At 73.1% G+C, this 16,501-nt stretch carries 18 protein-coding genes and 1 pseudogene; 13 read left to right on the forward strand and 6 right to left on the reverse strand.

All coding sequences use genetic code 11. The features are described 5' to 3' along the window. The first annotated feature begins 132 nt into the window (after positions 1-132). From RM844_RS31625 to RM844_RS31635, 4 genes are all read left to right on the forward strand, one after another. Positions 133-855: an LmeA family phospholipid-binding protein gene (locus tag RM844_RS31625; protein ID WP_311670893.1), complete on the forward strand. Its 723-nt coding sequence runs from the start codon at positions 133-135 to the stop codon at positions 853-855. A 126-nt stretch (positions 856-981) separates the two neighbouring features. Next, entirely contained in the window at positions 982-1,080 is a 99-nt protein-coding gene (locus RM844_RS33675) for a putative leader peptide (RefSeq protein ID WP_394814642.1), read from the forward strand. Positions 1,081-1,200: 120 nt separating this feature from the next. Continuing rightward, the gene (locus RM844_RS31630; RefSeq protein ID WP_311670894.1) at positions 1,201-2,040 is read left to right on the forward strand and encodes a sulfurtransferase; all 840 of its coding nucleotides are present in this window, start codon (positions 1,201-1,203) and stop codon (positions 2,038-2,040) included. Positions 2,041-2,137: 97 nt separating this feature from the next. Further along, on the forward strand, positions 2,138-2,425 hold the full coding sequence (locus RM844_RS31635; protein WP_311670895.1) for a DUF1416 domain-containing protein: 288 nt from the start codon (positions 2,138-2,140) through the stop codon (positions 2,423-2,425). A gap of 186 nt (positions 2,426-2,611) precedes the next feature. Here RM844_RS31635 and RM844_RS31640 read toward each other — a convergent pair whose 3' ends face one another. After that, positions 2,612-2,983, reverse strand: coding sequence for a DsrE family protein (locus tag RM844_RS31640; RefSeq protein ID WP_311670896.1), 372 nt, complete (start codon positions 2,981-2,983; stop codon positions 2,612-2,614). Between the two features lie 409 nt (positions 2,984-3,392). Between RM844_RS31640 and RM844_RS31645 the strand changes: the two genes are divergently transcribed. Continuing rightward, a complete protein-coding gene (locus RM844_RS31645; RefSeq protein WP_311670897.1) occupies positions 3,393-3,956 on the forward strand; it encodes an FABP family protein in 564 nt (187 codons plus the stop codon). 67 nt (positions 3,957-4,023) lie between these two features. On the opposite strand, the gene RM844_RS31650 is transcribed toward RM844_RS31645, so the two are convergent. Then, positions 4,024-4,782, reverse strand: coding sequence for an SDR family oxidoreductase (locus tag RM844_RS31650; RefSeq protein ID WP_311670898.1), 759 nt, complete (start codon positions 4,780-4,782; stop codon positions 4,024-4,026). 244 nt (positions 4,783-5,026) lie between these two features. Here RM844_RS31650 and RM844_RS31655 point away from each other — a divergent pair, with 244 nt between their 5' ends. Together RM844_RS31655 and ygfZ are read left to right on the forward strand one after the other, a co-directional pair. Then, complete coding sequence (locus tag RM844_RS31655) at positions 5,027-5,500, forward strand: Fur family transcriptional regulator (protein WP_311670899.1); 474 nt, start codon at positions 5,027-5,029, stop codon at positions 5,498-5,500. Positions 5,501-5,566: 66 nt separating this feature from the next. Beyond that, the gene (ygfZ, locus tag RM844_RS31660; protein WP_311670900.1) at positions 5,567-6,541 is read left to right on the forward strand and encodes a CAF17-like 4Fe-4S cluster assembly/insertion protein YgfZ; all 975 of its coding nucleotides are present in this window, start codon (positions 5,567-5,569) and stop codon (positions 6,539-6,541) included. Positions 6,542-6,548: 7 nt separating this feature from the next. Here the strand turns inward: ygfZ and dtd are convergent, their stop codons facing one another. Then, positions 6,549-6,974, reverse strand: coding sequence for a D-aminoacyl-tRNA deacylase (gene dtd, locus RM844_RS31665; protein ID WP_311670901.1), 426 nt, complete (start codon positions 6,972-6,974; stop codon positions 6,549-6,551). 163 nt (positions 6,975-7,137) lie between these two features. Here dtd and RM844_RS31670 point away from each other — a divergent pair, with 163 nt between their 5' ends. Both RM844_RS31670 and RM844_RS31675 read left to right on the forward strand, forming a co-directional pair. Then, positions 7,138-7,746: an RsiG family protein gene (locus RM844_RS31670; RefSeq protein ID WP_311670902.1), complete on the forward strand. Its 609-nt coding sequence runs from the start codon at positions 7,138-7,140 to the stop codon at positions 7,744-7,746. 22 nt (positions 7,747-7,768) lie between these two features. Further along, a complete protein-coding gene (locus tag RM844_RS31675; protein WP_311670903.1) occupies positions 7,769-8,719 on the forward strand; it encodes an asparaginase in 951 nt (316 codons plus the stop codon). A 126-nt stretch (positions 8,720-8,845) separates the two neighbouring features. Here RM844_RS31675 and RM844_RS31680 read toward each other — a convergent pair whose 3' ends face one another. After that, positions 8,846-9,490, reverse strand: a complete 645-nt coding sequence (locus tag RM844_RS31680; protein WP_311670904.1) for a hypothetical protein — start codon at positions 9,488-9,490, stop codon at positions 8,846-8,848. A 216-nt stretch (positions 9,491-9,706) separates the two neighbouring features. Between RM844_RS31680 and RM844_RS31685 the strand changes: the two genes are divergently transcribed. Then, positions 9,707-10,957: a GNAT family N-acetyltransferase gene (locus RM844_RS31685; RefSeq protein WP_311670905.1), complete on the forward strand. Its 1,251-nt coding sequence runs from the start codon at positions 9,707-9,709 to the stop codon at positions 10,955-10,957. A 106-nt stretch (positions 10,958-11,063) separates the two neighbouring features. On the opposite strand, the gene RM844_RS31690 is transcribed toward RM844_RS31685, so the two are convergent. Next, positions 11,064-11,249: a hypothetical protein gene (locus RM844_RS31690; protein WP_311670906.1), complete on the reverse strand. Its 186-nt coding sequence runs from the start codon at positions 11,247-11,249 to the stop codon at positions 11,064-11,066. A gap of 162 nt (positions 11,250-11,411) precedes the next feature. Between RM844_RS31690 and RM844_RS31695 the strand changes: the two genes are divergently transcribed. The 3 genes and pseudogenes from RM844_RS31695 to RM844_RS31705 all read left to right on the forward strand — a co-directional run. Continuing rightward, entirely contained in the window at positions 11,412-12,278 is an 867-nt protein-coding gene (locus RM844_RS31695; RefSeq protein ID WP_311670907.1) for a winged helix-turn-helix domain-containing protein, read from the forward strand. After that, positions 12,279-12,986, forward strand: coding sequence for an HAD family hydrolase (locus RM844_RS31700; RefSeq protein WP_311670908.1), 708 nt, complete (start codon positions 12,279-12,281; stop codon positions 12,984-12,986). A 263-nt stretch (positions 12,987-13,249) separates the two neighbouring features. Continuing rightward, positions 13,250-13,822, forward strand: a pseudogene (locus tag RM844_RS31705) (aminoglycoside phosphotransferase family protein); the annotation flags it as partial. Positions 13,823-14,081: 259 nt separating this feature from the next. On the opposite strand, the gene RM844_RS31710 reads toward RM844_RS31705, so the two are convergent. Then, entirely contained in the window at positions 14,082-16,376 is a 2,295-nt protein-coding gene (locus RM844_RS31710; protein ID WP_394814641.1) for an MMPL family transporter, read from the reverse strand. Positions 16,377-16,501 lie beyond the last annotated feature (125 nt).

Below are 16,501 nucleotides of genomic sequence, written 5' to 3' on the forward strand. Positions count from 1 at the left end.
GGGGGCCGGGGGGCCGGGGGGAGCGTGTAACGGGCGTGCTGCAAGCCACCGTCCGCGCTCCCGACCGGGTCGGCCGACGGGTTAGGCTCGCGACGCTTTCGGACCTACTTGATCCTGGGGGTTCACCACCCGATGCGCGCACTGCGAATAAGCCTGATCGTGGTCGTCGTCCTCGCCGTCCTCGGCGTGGTCGCCGACCGGGTGGCGCTCTGGGTGACCGAGGGCGAGGTGGCCGCGAGAGCGCAGGACCGGCTGGGGCTGGCCAGCGAGCCGGCGGTGTCGATCAAGGGCTTCCCGTTCCTGACCCAGGTGCTCGGCAGCGAACTGGACAGGGTCACCCTCGGCGTCGGCGACTACGCGGCCTCGGTGGACGACCAGGAGCTGAACATCCACGATCTGGACATCGAGCTGGACAACGTGGAGCTGTCCGACGGCTACCGGCGGGCCACCGCGGAGACGGCGCACGGCGAGGGGATGATCAGCTACGCCGAGCTGACCCGCGCCTACGGCGAGCTGCTCGCGGTGAGCGGCAACGGTTTCGGGGTGGAGTTCGAGTACGCGGGCGAGGGGCGGCTCCAGCTGGTCCTCCAGGCCAGCGCCCTGGGGCAGACCCTGGACGTCGGCGAGGTGACCGGCGAGCTGCGGCTGGACGGCGAGGTGGTGACCCTCGGGGTGGCCGAGGGCGAGCTGCCCGACATCGCCAACGACCAGCTGCGCGAGGCGGTGCACGGGCAGCTGGACCAGGAGCGCACCATCTCGGGGCTGCCGGAGGGGCTGGCCGTCTCCGCGCTGGAGCCGAGCGAGGACGGGCTGCGGGTGATCGTGGACGGCGCGGACGTGACGGTGGGCGGCTGAGCCGCCACCCGGCGCGCCCGGCCGAGGGCCGCCCGTAGTCCACATCCCAGATAGCAGTCATTTGCGTCTCATCATGCGGAACACCGGTGACAGCCGGGAGGCGCGATCCGTACGATCGCGGACATGATGCGGCAGGCGACGGGCACCCCCGCCGGGGGGCTCACCAAGCGACGCGCGGTGGATCTCTGCCGCGTCTCGGCCATGCTCTGTCGCCGCCTCGGCTGATTCCCCCGCCCTCCCGCCGCCGCGCCGCGTTCGCCTCGTGCGGCCCGCCGCCCGACGCAGCGCGTGTGCGACCTCTGCGGTGGCCCCTTCCCGCCCGAATCGCCCCAAGGAGATACCAGCATGAGCCGCAGTGACGTCCTGGTGGACGCCGACTGGGTCCAGGCCCACCTCGACGACCCGAAGGTCGTGCTCGTGGAAGTCGACGAGGACACCTCGGCCTACGAGAAGAACCACATCAGGAACGCGATCCGGATCGACTGGAAGCAGGAGCTCCAGGACCCGGTCCGGCGCGACTTCGTCGACCAGGAGGGCTTCGAGAAGCTGCTCTCCGCCAAGGGCATCGCCAACGACGACACCGTCGTCCTCTACGGCGGCAACAACAACTGGTTCGCCGCCTACGCCTACTGGTACTTCAAGCTGTACGGCCACAGCGACGTCCGGCTGCTGGACGGCGGGCGCAAGAAGTGGGAGCTGGACTCCCGCGACCTGGTCGCCGAGGTGCCGACCCGGGCCGCCACCGAGTACCGGGCGCAGCCGCAGGACACCTCGATCCGCGCCTTCCGCGACGAGGTCGTCGCCGCGATCGGCAACAAGAACCTGGTGGACGTCCGCTCCCCCGACGAGTTCAGCGGCAAGCTGCTCGCCCCGGCACACCTGCCGCAGGAGCAGTCCCAGGTCGGCGGCCACGTGCCCAGCGCCCGGAACATCCCCTGGTCCAAGTCGGCCAACGACGACGGCACCTTCCGCTCCGACGACGAGCTGACCGCGCTGTACGAGGGTGAGGGCGTGGACCTGGCGCAGGACACCATCGCCTACTGCCGCATCGGGGAGCGCTCCGCGCACACCTGGTTCGTGCTGCACGAGCTGCTCGGCCAGCCCAACGTGAAGAACTACGACGGCTCCTGGACCGAGTACGGCTCGCTGGTCGGCGTGCCGGTGGAGACCGGCCCCGCCAAGTAGGGGGTGCGGGCGCGCGGGGCCGGCCGGTCCGGCCCCGCCAGCTGGCGGCTCCCGTGTGGGAACCGCCCGGAGATCAGCCGAGAAAGAGGGAACAGCCATGTGCGGAGCGAAGGCCGGCGGCCCCGACGCCAGCGGCGTCAAGGCCGGGGAGACCACCATCCAGGGCTCGGTCACCAGGGACGGCGAGCCGGTGACCGGCTATGTCCGTCTGCTTGACAGCACCGGGGAGTTCACCGCCGAGGTGCCGACCTCGGCCACCGGGCAGTTCCGGTTCTACGCGGCCGAGGGGACCTGGACGGTCCGGGCCCTGGTGCCGGGCGGCACCGCGGACCGGAAGGTCGTCGCCCAGCGGGGCGGGCTGACCGAGGTCGCCATCGCCGTCTGAGACCGGCCGGCCCCGGCCGACGCCCCCGCGCCGCGGGCGGTGACGTGGCCGGCGCACACGTACGAAGGCCGCGCCCTCGCCGGGCGCGGCCTCTCGTTTCCCCCCGTTGGATGTTGCCCCGTGGTCGGTAGTGGGCGGTCCTTGCGGGTCGGGCCCCGCGCCTCGCGCGGCCCGGCCGAAGACGGCTCAGTAGACCAGGGCCCGCACCCCGTCCGGCATGATCTCGCTCACGAAGACCTGCGCCCCGGCGATGCGTACCCCCTCGATCACGTCCTCCTCCTTGATCCCCCTGCGCGCCGCGCACTGCGTGCACAGGGTGACCCGGCCCTCGGCCCTGATCGCCTCGATCAGCTCCGGCAGCGGCGCGGCGTGGGGAAGCTGGAACTCCGCGGCCCTGCCGGGCAACGCGAACCAGGCCGACTCCCCGGTCAGCCACAACGAGACGCGCACTCCGCTGGCCGCCGCCACCGCGGCCACCGTGAACGCCTGTGAGCAACGCTCGGGGGCGTCCGCCCCCGCCGTCACCTTGATCACCAACTGCTGCGCCGTCTGAGCCATGAGACCACCGTAGCCGGGTGGGCTAGTGGGCTAGCGAGTCGTGCCGCAGGTAGCGCAGACCCAGTCTCCCTGCGGACCCTGATACATGGTCCCGCCACAATTTGGACAACTCATGATCACATCCTTTCCACGCGCTTAGACGCGAGAGCGGCCGTACACGTTCAGTCGCGGTGATCACAAAACGGTCAAGGTACTACCGGGGGTGCGTCTCGGGCGGCCCACCTCACTGAGATTCCCCGGACGATGACCACTAGACTCGGCCGCGACCGTTCTTCACATTCGGGCCGAGCGCAAGGAGCGACGCCGTGCTTGAGGCATTCTTCATCACCTTGATGGTCCTGGTGGCCGTCGGCACCGCCGCGTTCACCGGGCTGGTCGTGGTGAAGCTCTACCAGGGCCAGCGCTGACGATGATCGAGATCCCCGCCGATCTCGACCCGTCCCTGGTGCCGCTCGCCTTCCTCCTCGGCACCTGGCAGGGCGCCGGGGTCGCCGACTTCCCCGGCGAGGAGGCCAGCAACTTCGGCCAGCAGGTCACCTTCAGCCACGACGGCCGGGACTTCCTGGAGTTCACCGCCCGCTCCTGGCGGCTGGACGAGGCCGGCCAGCGGACGGTCCCGCTGGAGACCGAGCACGGCTTCTGGCGGATCGACGCCCGGCGCCAGATCGAGGCGGTGCTGGTGCGCGACCAGGGCGTGGTCGAGGTCTGGTACGGCGCGCTGGCCGAGGGCAAGCCGCAGATCGACCTGGCCACCGACGCCATCGCCCGCACCGAGGCGTCCCCGCCGTACGTCGGCGGCAAGCGGCTCTACGGCTACGTCAACGGCGACCTGATGTGGGTCGGTGAGAAGGCCACGCCCGAAGTGCCGCTGCGGCCCTACATGTCGGCGCACCTGAAGAAGGCCGTCGACCCGCGGGAGTGGATCGGCGACCTGGAGAACCTGCCGGACGACGGCATCGCCTTCTTCAAGTAGGCCGTCGCGCGCCCGCGCGGAGGCCGCGGGCGGGTGGGGCCGCCGGCCCGCGACCCCACCGCCGACGTCAGAGGGTGCGCAGCGCGCCGCCGTCCACCGGGACCACGGTGCCGGTGACATAGCTCGCCGCCGGCGACAGCAGGAAGGCGGCGACCCGGCCGAACTCCGCGGGCTCCCCGTAGCGGCCCAGCGGGATGCCCGCCAGGGTCCGACGCCGGCCGGCCTCGTCGGATCCGGCGTCGAGCTGCCGCATCCGGTCGGTGGCCACCCGGCCCGGCATCAGCCCCAGCACCCGCACCCCGCGCGGGCCGAACTCGTCCGCCAGGTCCTTGGCCACCATGGCAAGGCCGGGGCGCAGCCCGTTGGAGATGCCCAGCCCGGTGACCGGCGAGCGGACCGAGGTGGAGAGCACCAGGCCCACCGCGCCGCCCTCGCCGGCGGCCAGCTCGGTGGCGAAGACCCGGCCGGCCCGGACCGAGCCGAGGAAGACGCTCTCGAACGCCGCCCGCCACTGCGCGTCGGTCGCGCCGGCCGCGGTGGCCGGCGGCGGCCCGCCGACCGAGACCAACGCGCCGTCGAACCGGCCGAAGCGCTCCCTGGCCAGCCCGAGCAGCCGCGCCGGGGTGTCCGTGTCCGCCAGGTCGAGCGCCAGCCCGGCCGCTCGCTCCGCACCCAACTCGGCGACCGCGTCGGCCACCGCGTCCGCGTCCCGCGCGGCCAGCACCACCCGCGCCCCGTCGGCGACCAGCGCCTCGGCCGTCGCCCGGCCCAGGCCCCTGCTGCCACCCGTCACCACGTAGACCCGGTCGGCCAGTCGGAGATCCACCGGTCACCACCCCTTCCATTGACGCGCCGTCCGCTGGCGCGCTCTCCCGCCCACTATGCCCGGCGCGGTGGCCGTTCCTTACGGCGGTTTGACGCCGGGCGGAGCAGGATGGGGCCTGCCTCCTCGCACGGACCCCGCCGATTCCCCTCGGGCGGGGTCCGTGCCCCTCCTCCGGCGGCTCCGCGCCGGCGCAGCGTGCCCTCGTCCGATCCCCCTACCCGCCGTCCCCTTCTACACTGGCCCCGTGGTGAGCACCGACTGGCAGGAAGATCTGCGCAATCGCGGTTACCGGCTGACGCCGCAGCGGCAGCTGGTGCTGGAGGCCGTCGACCGGCTGGACCACTCCACGCCCGAGGACATCCTGGCCGAGGTTCGCAAGACCGCCGGCGGGGTCAACATCTCGACCGTCTACCGGACGTTGGAGCTGCTGGAGGAGCTGGGCCTGGTCTCGCACGCGCACATCGGGCACGGCGCCCCCACCTACCACCTGGCCGAGCGGCACGACCACCTGCACCTGATGTGCCGGGACTGCGAGCGGGTGATCGAGGCGGAGCTGGCGCTGGCGGAGCCGTTCGCCGAGGCGCTGCGCGAGCGGTTCGGCTTCGAGACGGACCTGCGGCACTTCGCGATCTTCGGACGCTGCGCCGAGTGCGCGGCGACGGCCGCCGCCGAGGAGCCGGGCAAGGCGGGCGAGGCGGGCGAGGCGGCCGGCTCGTAGGGCCGGCTGCCGCCGGCCCCTGACGGGCCCGGCCGGCGCGGGCGCGGACGCCGTAGGCTTGCTGGCATGTCGTCGTATGCCAGTCCCCTGTTGGAGCTGCCGGGCGCGGTCGCCGCGCGGGAGCCGGATGTCGGAGTAGCGGCCCACTACGGGGACCTCTTCCGCGAACAGCGGGCGCTGGCCAAGGGCGAGGGTCTGGTGGACCTGTCGCATCGCGAGGTACTCACGGTCACCGGCCCCGACCGGCTGAGCTGGCTCCACCTGCTGCTCACCCAGCATGTGGAGCGCCTGGCCCCGGAGCAGGCCACCGAGGCGTTGATCCTGTCCGCCAAGGGCCATATCGAGCATGTGCTGTACCTGGTGGACGACGGCGAGACCACCTGGGTGCACACCGAGCCGGGCGCGGCCGCCGCGCTGCTCGGCTACCTGGAGAGCATGAAGTTCTTCTACCGGGTCGAGGTGGCGGACCGGACGGCCGAGTTCGCCGTGGTCCACCTGCCGGCCGGGTCCATCGTCGAGGCCCCGGCCGGCGTCGTGGTCCGGGAGACGCCGCACGGCCGGGACCTCTTCCTGCCGCGCGCCGAGCTGTCCGACTTCGCCGCCGCGCACGGCCCGGTGGTCGGGGTGTTGGCCTTCGAGGCGCTGCGGGTCGAGGGCCACCGCCCGCGCCTGGGGCTGGAGACGGACCACCGCACCATCCCGCACGAGCTGGGCTGGTTGGAGACCGCGGTCCACCTGCACAAGGGCTGCTACCGGGGACAGGAGACGGTGGCCCGGGTGGAGAACCTGGGCAAGCCGCCGCGGCGGCTGGTCTTCCTGCACCTGGACGGCAGCGAGGTGGTGCTGCCCGAGCCAGGCGCCCCGGTGCGGTTGGCGGCCGACGGGCCGGAGGGCCGGCAGCTGGGCCGGATCACCACCTCGGCCCGCCACCACGAGCTGGGCCCGATCGCGCTGGCCGTGGTGAAGCGGAACGTGCCGGCCGACGCCGAGTTGCTGGCCGACCGGACGCCGGCGGCCCAGGAGCTGATCGTCGAGCCCTGAGCGGGTGTCAGAGCTCCAGCAGCACCGTGAACGGGCCGTCGTTGGTGAGGCCCACCCGCATCTGGGCGCCGAACCGGCCGGTGGCGACGGTGGCGCCCAGGGCGCGCAGCGTGTCGCAGACGGTGTCGACCAGCGGCTCGGCCACCTCGCCCGGCGCCGCCGCGGCCCAGGTCGGGCGGCGCCCCTTGCGGGCGTCACCGTAGAGGGTGAACTGCGAGACGACCAGCAGCGGGGCGCCGCTGTCCGAGGCGGACCGCTCGCCGTCCAGCACCCGGAGGGTCCACAGCTTGCGGGCCAGCCGGACGGCGGTCTCCGGGGTGTCCTGGTGGGTGACCCCGACCAGGACGCAGAGTCCCTCGCCCTCGATCTCGCCGACCGTCTCGCCGTCCACCGTCACCGAGGCGCCGTCCACCCGCTGTACCACCGCTCGCATGGGGACATCATGCCGGAGCGCACTGGCGGAACGTTCCCTCGCACGACGGCAGCGCCGGATGGGTGCCAACCCGCTGCACACGGCGGGTACACAGTGACACGATGCGTGCACGGGGTACGTACCGCACCACGGCACCGAAATGGGGACGAGGGGACAATTGCGCATGATCACACCGGGATCCGGCTCGCAGCCCACCACCGTACCGAGCGCCAGGGCTCCGCACCGGGAGCCGGAGGCGGGAGGTTGCGGGGTGGCCCTGTCCGACGAGGCCGACGAGCCAGGCGGGGGTGGGGGCGGCGGGGGCCTGCGCGGGTTGAGCCTGCCGCAGCTGCGCGAGCTGCGCCGGTCCGCGCAGCGCGAGGAGGCCGATCTGAGTTTCGTGCGGCGGCTGTTGCAGGGCCGCATCGACATCCTGCAGGCGGAGGGGCGGCGCCGCGGCGGGCAGGACTCGGGGCTGCTGGACCAGCTGCCGCTGATCCTGGCCGACGGCCCGTCCCGGCAGCGTTCCTCCGCCCGCCACGTCACGCTGGGCACCCCGGCGAGCGAGCGCTACCGCCGGCTCGCCGACGAGGTGCTGGCCGAGGTCGAGCTGTCCGACCTGAGCGGGCTGGACGACGCCGAGCTGGCCACGGCGCTGGCCCGGCTGGCCGAGTACGAGGAACGGGTCTCCCGCCGCCGCCAGGCGCTGCACCGGACGGCGGACGGCTGCGGGGCCGAGATCGCCCGACGGTACCGTGAGGGCGAGGCACAGGTCGACGACCTGCTGTGTTGAGCCGGCGGAAGGACCCTGCGCGATGACCATCCCAGCGAGCGCCCCCCGAGTGAGCCGCGGCCCCGATCTGCCGGTGCTGGCCGAGGTGGTCAGGTCGGGGTTCGTGGAGAGCCGGCACCGCGGCTCGCTGGTGGTGCTGGCGGCGGACGGCCGGGTCGAGTGGTCGGTGGGTGAGGTGGCCGAGCCGATCTTCCCCCGGTCGAGCAACAAGCCGATGCAGGCGGCGGCCGTGCTGCGGGCCGGGCTGCCGCTGGCCGACGAGCGGTTGGCGTTGGCGGCGGCGAGCCACCGCGGGGCGGAGCTCCACCAGCGGCTGGCCGACCGGATGCTGGCCGAGCACGGGCTGACCGCGGCGGCGCTGCGCTGTCCCGAGGAGGCGCCCGACTTCGGCGCAGGTCCCGGGCCGCGCGGCCGGCTGGCGATGAACTGCTCGGGCAAGCACGCGGCCTGGCTGGCGGCCTCGGTGGTCAACGAGTGGCCGGTGGCCGACTACCTGGACCCGGAGCACCCGATGCAGCGGCTGGCCCGCCGGACGGTGGTGGAGTACACCGGGGAGCCGGAGACGACGGTCGGGGTGGACGGCTGCGGTGCGCCGCTGTCGGCGCTCTCGGCGACCGGGCTGGCCCGGGCGTTCCGGGCGGCGGTGCTGGGGCCGGCCGACGATCCGCTGCGGCGGGTGGCGGACGCGATGCGGGCGCACCCGGAGTACGTGGCCGGCGAGGGCCGGCTGGACACCGTGCTGATGCGGGCGGTGCCCGGCCTGCTGGCCAAGGGCGGCGCCGAGGGGGTGCAGGCGGTGGCGCTGCCGGACGGGCGGGCGTTCGCGCTCAAGGTCGAGGACGGCGCCGGCCGGGCGGCCAACGCGGTCACCGGGCGGGTGCTGGCCGCGCTGGGCGTCGAGGCGGGCGCGCTGCCGGACACCCCGGTGCTGGGCGGTGGCGAGCCGGTGGGCGAGGTCAGGGCGGCCTTCTGAGGAGCGGCGCTCCGGGCGGAGGCGCCGCGCTCCGGGCGAGGGGCGCTCCCGCCAGGGCCCGGCGGACGGGTGTCTGTGGGCCGGGATCGGTGGGCCGGTGTCAGTGGGCCAGGCCCGGGGTCCCGGTCAGTAGAACGCGCAGCCCGTCAGCGCCTCCGCGCCCAGATGCCGGATCAGGACGTCCAGGAGCGGACCCTGCGGAGTGTCGGGGCCGCCCTTCTGGTACGTGCTGAAGAAGCTCCGGGCCTGGTGCTGGTGGACGAGGGTCGGCTCCTCGCCCGGCCGGATGCCGCCGTCGGGGTGCAGGAAGTCGGGGTTGTCCACCATCTCCAGCAGCTCGGTCGGCTCGGCCAGCGAGAGGACCGCGACCTCCGGGTCGCTGATGCCCGGGTAGGCGTTGGCCAGCCGCCGATTGTCGAGGTCGAGACCGGGGAAGTACACGCCGAAGTCCCGGCCGTCGTCCGGCACCGCGGTGATCGCCGCCACCAGCGGCCCGACCGCCGTGCCGGTGGCCTCGACCGTCACGGCCTCCCCCAGCTCCCGGCGGGTGACCGGCGGCTCGGTCTCCGGCGCGGTCTGGGCCCGCCGGTGCCGCTCCACGGCCAGGCCGAGACCCAGCGGAGAGGTGTCGCCCAGCCGGCCGGAGACCACGGACCACTCCGGCCGCACCAGCCGCTCCGCCAGCAGGTCGGCGCAGAGGTCGGCCACCCGCTCGCGCGACATCCCCAGCGACTCCGGCCGCGCCACCCACATGTGCTCCCAGACGCCCACGCGTCCCCCTCCCCGCAGCAGCGGTTGTTGACCCCAGAAGCTAACAGACCGGTCCGACAGTCCCGTTGGTCCGGCGGGCGGCGGCGATCCAGGGGGGCGGCCTCGGCCGGTGGGTCCGGCGGTCTTCGGCCGGCGGGGCCGGGTGGGGCGATCGGCCGATCCGGCCGAGAACAACTCGTTGGCCCCGGCGTGAAAACGTTGCCTAGGGTCGGCGGCATGGCTGAGCTAGAGATGCGCGCCGTCGCTGGGGACCGGGACGCCGCCAGCGCGTGGGTGCGCGGGGTGTTCACCGGTTTCCTCGACCGAGGCGCCGACGTGTCCCAGGAGGAGATGGAGCTGCGGCTGGCCCGCCAGGAGCTGAGCCGGGCGGTCGGCTTCTTCGACGGGGACCGCTGCGTGGCCACCTTCAACAGCTTCCCGCAGCGGGTCACCACGGTGGGGGGTGGCCAGGTGTCAGCCAACGCGGTGTCGGCGGTGACGGTGACCGCGACCCACCGCCGCCGCGGGCTGCTGACCAGGATGATGCTGCCGGACCTGCGGGCCGCCAAGGAGCGCGGCGAGCCGGTGGCCACGCTGATCGCCGCCGAGTACCGGATCTACGGCAGGTTCGGCTTCGGCCCGGCCACCGGTTTCGTCAACTGGCGGGTGCGGAAGGCGCGGTCCGGCTGGGACGGCAGCTGGTCGACGGCCGGGCTGGCCGGCGAGCTGAGCATGGTGGAGGACGCCGAGGTCCGACGGCTCCTGCCGGAGCTGCACGCCAACTGCCGGGCCGGCACGCCGGGCATGGTGGACCGGAACGACTTCCACTGGGACCGGATCACCCGGCAGATCACCACCTCGCCGGCGCCGCCGGCCACGCTGAACGCGGTGTACCGGGACGCCGACGGCACCCCGCGCGGCGTGGTCTGCTTCACCGTGGCCAAGGACTGGGACACCGGGCTGCCGGACGGTACGGCCACCGTGCGGCTGATGTACGCGGCGGACGACGCGGCGGAGCGGGCGCTGTGGCGGCTGCTGTTGTCGCTGGACTGGGTGACGACGGTGGACAGCGGGCCGGCCCGGCCGGACGCGCCGCTGCCGCTGCTGCTGCCGGACCCGCGGGCCGCCTCGGTGGTGGAGACCGGGGACCAGCTGTGGCTGCGTCCGCTGGACGTGCCGGCGCTGTTGACCGCCCGCAGCTATCCGGCCGCGGGGGAGCTGGTGCTTGAGGTGCGGGACCCGTTGGGGCTGGCCGGGGGCCGGTTCCTGTTGTCGGCCGGGCCGGACGGCGCGTCGTGCGCGGCGACCACCAGGAGCGCCGACCTGACGCTGGACGTGGGCACGTTGGGCCGGTTCTACCTGGGGGAGGACTCGGTCGCCGCGCTGGTGGCCGCCGAGTTGGTGGCGGAGCACACGAACGGGGCGGCGGACCGCGCGGATCTACTCTTCCGCACGGGCCGCCGCCCCTGGTGCCCTGACATCTTCTGATCCCGGTCCTCGGTTCGGCTCCCCTGCCGTTCCGGGCCGTGCGATCACCTGGACGTCGCACGCCGCTTCGTCGCCGAACCCCCCGCACCGGTTGGGTGGGCTCCCGTCAGAGGGAGCCCACCACCAGCGTGACCAGCACAGTGGTTCCCACACAGGCACAGGTGAAGTTCCGCTTCCGCAGGCCCGTGCGCAGTATCAACAGTCCGATCAACCCCGGCAGTCCGTACTGGACCTCCACCGCTTGCTCCGTCGCGATGCCGAAGGCAGCCACGATGATGGTGGAAACGAGCATGACCCCTCCTTACATCACGTCAACTTCAGTTAACTCCCGGAAACTCCGAGAAGTTGGCTAAGTTGTTCGCCAACTATATGAATGTTTTCCCCAGTTGGTCGGCTCGCGGAAACGTCCTCATATCAACCTTCCGCATCTGGCCGAAAGTTGTATGGTGACGGCGTGAGTCAGGAGACCGTCCCGGAGAGCGAGCTTCCCGATCCGTTCGGTGATCCGTTCTCTCCCGACCACATCGCCGGGGTGCTGCGCGACCGCATACGGTCGGGCGAGCTGCCGCCGCGCGCCAAGCTGCCCACCCAGCGGGCCCTCGTCGAGGAGTTCCGGGTCAACCGGACGACGGTGCGCGCCGCCCTGGCCGCCCTGGAGCGGGACGGGTACATCGCCGCCCGGGGCCGGGGCGCGCCGGCGGTGGTCGCGCTGCCCGGCGGGGACAGCCCCCGGCCGGCCGGGGTCGAGGTGGCCGACCGGATCGCGGTGGCGTTCCAGTCCAAGGACATCACCATCGACGCGTTCTGCCTCACCACGGAGACGCTCAACTCGGCCCTGGCCGCCCCGTTGATCGCCATCTCCGCCGGCGAGTTGACGCCCCGTTCGATCACCGTGCGGGTGCTGCTGCCCAGCCCGGACGCGCCGCCGGCCTACCCCCGGCTGGTCGCCGACCCGGACGACCAGCGCCCCAGGGACCGGCTGCGCCAGCTGACCCAGACCTTCTCCACCTCACTCCGCCACCAGTTGACCTCGCTCGCCGAGATGCGCCTGGTGCCCCAGGTGACGGTGGAGATCAGGGAGGTGCCGATCACCCCCGTCCAGAAGGTCTACCTGCTGAACGGCACCGAGGTGCTGACCGCCTACTACCAGGTGGTCTCCCGGGTGATCGAGTACGAGCGGCAGCAACTGGAGATCTACGACGTGCTCGGGCTCAACTCGAAGGTGTTCCGCTCCACCGAGGACACCGCCTTTGTTGAAGAGTCCCACCAGTGGTTCACGTCCCTCTGGTCAACGCTGGCACAACCGCTCACACTCGGTTAGATGAGGGGACTCATTAGTAACGCACACTGTGTTCTCTTCGACTTCGACGGTCCCGTCTGCCAGCTCTTCGCGGTGCGCTCCGCCGAGTCGGTGGCCGTCAGACTCCGGTCCCTGGTCGGGGAGTTGGCCCTCACCCCGCTGTTGACCGCGGAGCTTCGGGCCTCCCGCGACCCGCACCGGGTGCTGCGCGAGATAGCACGGCAGCGGCCGCACCGGGGGGCGGTGGACCGCCTGGAGGCGGCGCTCACCCAGGAGGAGATCAGCGCCGCCGGCTCCGCCCGCCCCACTCCCTACGCCGCCGCGCTGATCGCGGCGCTCGCCACCCGTGGCCGGCAGGTCGCCATCGCCACCAACAACTCGCCGCTGGCCGCGCTCCGTTACCTGGAGCGGCAGCGGCTGACCGGTTTCCTCGGCGGCCGGGTCTTCGGCCGGACCGCCGATCTCGCCCGGCTGAAACCACACCCCGACTCGGTGCTGCGGGCGCTCGCCGCCACCGGGGTGTCCCCGGCCCGTTCGCTGATGATCGGCGACAGCCTCGCCGACCACGGCGCCGCCACCGCGGCGGGGGTCCCGTTCCTCGGCTACGCGCTCGACGACGCCGGGGAGGACGCGTTTCGCGCGGCCGGCGCGGAGTGCGTGGTGCGCTCCCTCCAGTGCGTACTGGCCGCCGTCGGTCATCCCGACGGGTCGGCAGATGCACCCTTTTGAGCCATCAACAGTCCGCTTGTACCGGCGTACGGTATCGCTACCCGTAACGAACCCAACGCCGGAAAGCGACCATCATGAGCCAACCGTTGTCCGGGCACCTCCTTCGCGGGCACCACCGCGACTGGCAGGTGCTCCCCGCCGAGGGCCAACTCCCCATCGAGGGCAGAATCAAGGCCGGGCGGACCCGCCCGGGCGTCACCCGCTTCGACCCGCGCTGCTTCCGTGACGAGGAGGACGTGCTGATCGAGCTCGCCCTGCTGGGCATGGAGCGCATCGCCCCGGTGTACCGCCTGGGCCCCGACGGCACCAGGGTGCACGGCTTTATCGAAGGCGAGCCGCTGTCCGCCGTGCGACCGCCCGGCACGCCGCTCGCCACCACCGAACTCGACCAGCTGGCCGACCTGTTCGGGCAGCTGGCCCGGATACCTCCGAGCGCCATGGCGCTGTTCCACAGCTGCCCGGAAGCCGAGCGCCCCGGCACCAGCCGGGAGTTCCTGCGCGGCCTGACGCGCTTCACCCGTCAGCGGGTCTACGCCCGACACCAGGCGACACTGGGCGGCCTGTTTCAGACCCTCGGCGTTGATCCCGAGGTACTGAGCGTGACCGGCCCGCTGGCCCGGGAGGCGGCGCGAATGACCAACCGGCCGTTCTGCCTGCTCCACGGCGACCTGCACCGCGACAATCTGATCGTCGCCGAAGTTGACCGCCAACTCTGGACGATTGACTGGGAGTTGGCGATGATTGGCGACCCGCTCTACGACTTGGCGACGCACCTCCACCTGATGGACTACCCGGAGCGTCAGCAGCAGGCGATGGTGGTCCGCTGGGCCGCCGCAGTCGAACAGCGGCTGCCCGGCGCCGCCGAGGGGCTGGCCCGGGACCTGCCCCGGTATCTCGCCTACAAGCGCGTCCAGTCGGTCTTCACCGACGTGGTCCGCCAGGCCACCGCCGTCCGCGAGGCGCCGGCCGACCAGCGCGCGGAACGGCTGGCCACCGCGGGCACGCTGGTCGCCCGGGCGCTGCGCCGGGCCAAACGGCCGCTGGGGCTGGCCAGTTCGCCCAGCCCCAGCGTGGTCGCCGGAATCTACGCGGATTTCATCGCCGGGGCGCCGGCTCCGCGACGCCCCGGGCCCCCGACTCCGGCCGGGCCGCCGGCTCTTCGTGCCGCTCCAGCTCCACCTTCGGCAACAGCCGGCCGAGCCACCCCGGCAGCCACCAGGCGTGCCGACCGAGCAACTGCATCGCGGCGGGGACGATCAGGCAACGGATGACCACCGCGTCCACCAGGATGGCGACCGCCATGCCGAAGCCCATCTGCTGCAACATCCGGTCCGGGCTGAGCATGAAGGCACCGAAGACCACCACCATGATCGCGCCGGCGGCGCTGATCACCGCGCCGGTGTGGGCCAGGCCCTCCCGGACGGCCAGCTGGTGGTCCCGGTGCCGTTCCCACTCCTCGTGCATCCGGGAGACCAGGAAGATCTCGTAGTCCATGGAGAGACCGAAGACGATGGCGAAGATCATCACCGGCAGGAAGGCCTCGATCGGCCCCGGATCCACGCCGAACCAGCCCTCCTGGAAGACCAGCGTCATGGCACCCAGCGCGGCCCCGATGCTCAGCAGGTTGAGCAGCGCGGCCTTCAACGGAATCCACACCGAACGGAAGACGACCAACAACAGCAGCACCGAGACCCCGACCACGATCGCCACGAAGAGCGGCATCCGGTCGGCGACCTTCTGGGCGTAGTCCTGGGTGGCGGCCGTCGAGCCGCCGACCAGGTACTCGGCACCGGTCTCGGCGCCCCACACGGGCAGCACCTCGTCGCGCAGCTCGTGCACCAGCTCGGTGGTCGCCTCGTCCTGCGGTGCGGAGTCGGGGAACACGATCAGCGTGGCGACCTCGCCGTCCTCGGTCAACGACGGCGGGGTGACCGCCGTCACCCCGGCCACCTCCGGCAGCCGCTCGGCCGCCAGCCCGGCCGCCGCCTCGGCACCCTGGTCGCCGCCGTGCGCGAGGATGATCAGCGGCCCGTTGAAGCCCGGGCCGAAGCCCTCGGCCAGCAGGTCGTACGCCTTGCGGCTGGTGGACTCGGCCGCGTCGTTGCCCGGGTCCCCCATGCCGAGCCGCAGGCCGAGCGCCGGCGCCGCCAGCGCGAGCAGCGCGCCCACGGCGGCCACCAGCGCGATCAGCGGGCGCCGCTGCACGGCGCCGCCCAGCCGGCGCCAGGCGGTGCCGACCGGTGCCTTGCCCCGCCCGGCCCGCTTGGCGTCGCGCGCCGGGAAGGTGCGGGCGAACCGCTCGCCGAAGATGCCCAGCAGCGCCGGCAGCAGCGTCAACGAACCGAGCATGGTGGCCAGTACGGTCAACGCCACGGACAGCGCGATCCCCTGCAGCGAGCCGAGCCCCAGCGCGACCAGGCCCAGCAGCGCGACGATCACCGTGCAGCCGGCGAAGAACACCGTCCGGCCGGCCGCGTCCAGCGCCCGGCGGGTCGCCACCGCCGAACCGTGCCCGGCGACCAGCTCGGCGCGGTACCTGGTGAAGATCAACAAGGCGTAGTCGATGCCCACGCCGAGACCGACCAGCATCATCACGTACACGGTGTAGTCGGCGATGGTGAAGGCGTGCGAGGCCAGCACGATGGCACCCAGCGTGGTGCCGACCGCGAACAGCGCCGTGATCACCGGCAGCCCGGCGGCGATCACCGAGCCGAACATGAAGACCAGGATGACCAGCGCGGCCATGATGCCGAGCCCCTCGGCGGCACCGCCCTCCCCCTCGGCGAGCTGGCGCGCGGCATCGCCGCCCAGCTCCACCTGGATGCCGTCGCCGGCCACCGTCTGGGCGGTGTCCAGCACCCGACGCACGTCCTCGGCCGGGACCTGCTCGGCCGGCAGCTCAAGCCCGACGGTGGCGTAGCCGACGGTCTCGTCGTCGGCGAGCGCCCCCGGCTGGTCGAAGAGGCTGGCCACCCCGGTGACGCCGGGCAGCTCGGCCACCTCGGCGAGCATCGGCTCGACGCGCGCCCTGGTCTCGGCGCGCGCCAGCCCGTCCGGGTCGTGCAGCACGATCTGGACGGTGTCGCCGCCCTGCTGCGAGCCGTGCTCCGCCAACAGCTCAAGGGCGCGCTGGGACTCGGTGCCGGGCAGCGAGTAGTCCTCCCGGTAGTCGTCTCCGGCCACCGAGGCGAGCCCCCAGACGGCGACCAGCACCAGCAGCCACAGGGCCAGCGCGGACTTGCGGTAGCGGTAGGAGAACCCGGCGACCCGGGCGAACACCCCGCCGGCCACCGGCGGTCCAACGCCGGACGGCGCGGGGCCGCCGCCCGACGGCGGAGGGCTGGACGGCGGAGGGCTGGACGGCGGAGGGCCGCCGTGCTTGGGGGACATCGGGGTCAACACTCCCTATGAGCAGACAATGGGTGCGGGCGGATGTGCGAGACCAGGGGCCGGGAGGCCCGGGGGTCGGCGGGGCCGGGAGGCCCGGGGCCGGCGCGAAACCGGGGGGCGGGGGC

Source organism: Streptomyces chisholmiae (assembly GCF_031845445.1).
GTDB lineage: Bacteria > Actinomycetota > Actinomycetes > Streptomycetales > Streptomycetaceae > Streptomyces > Streptomyces chisholmiae.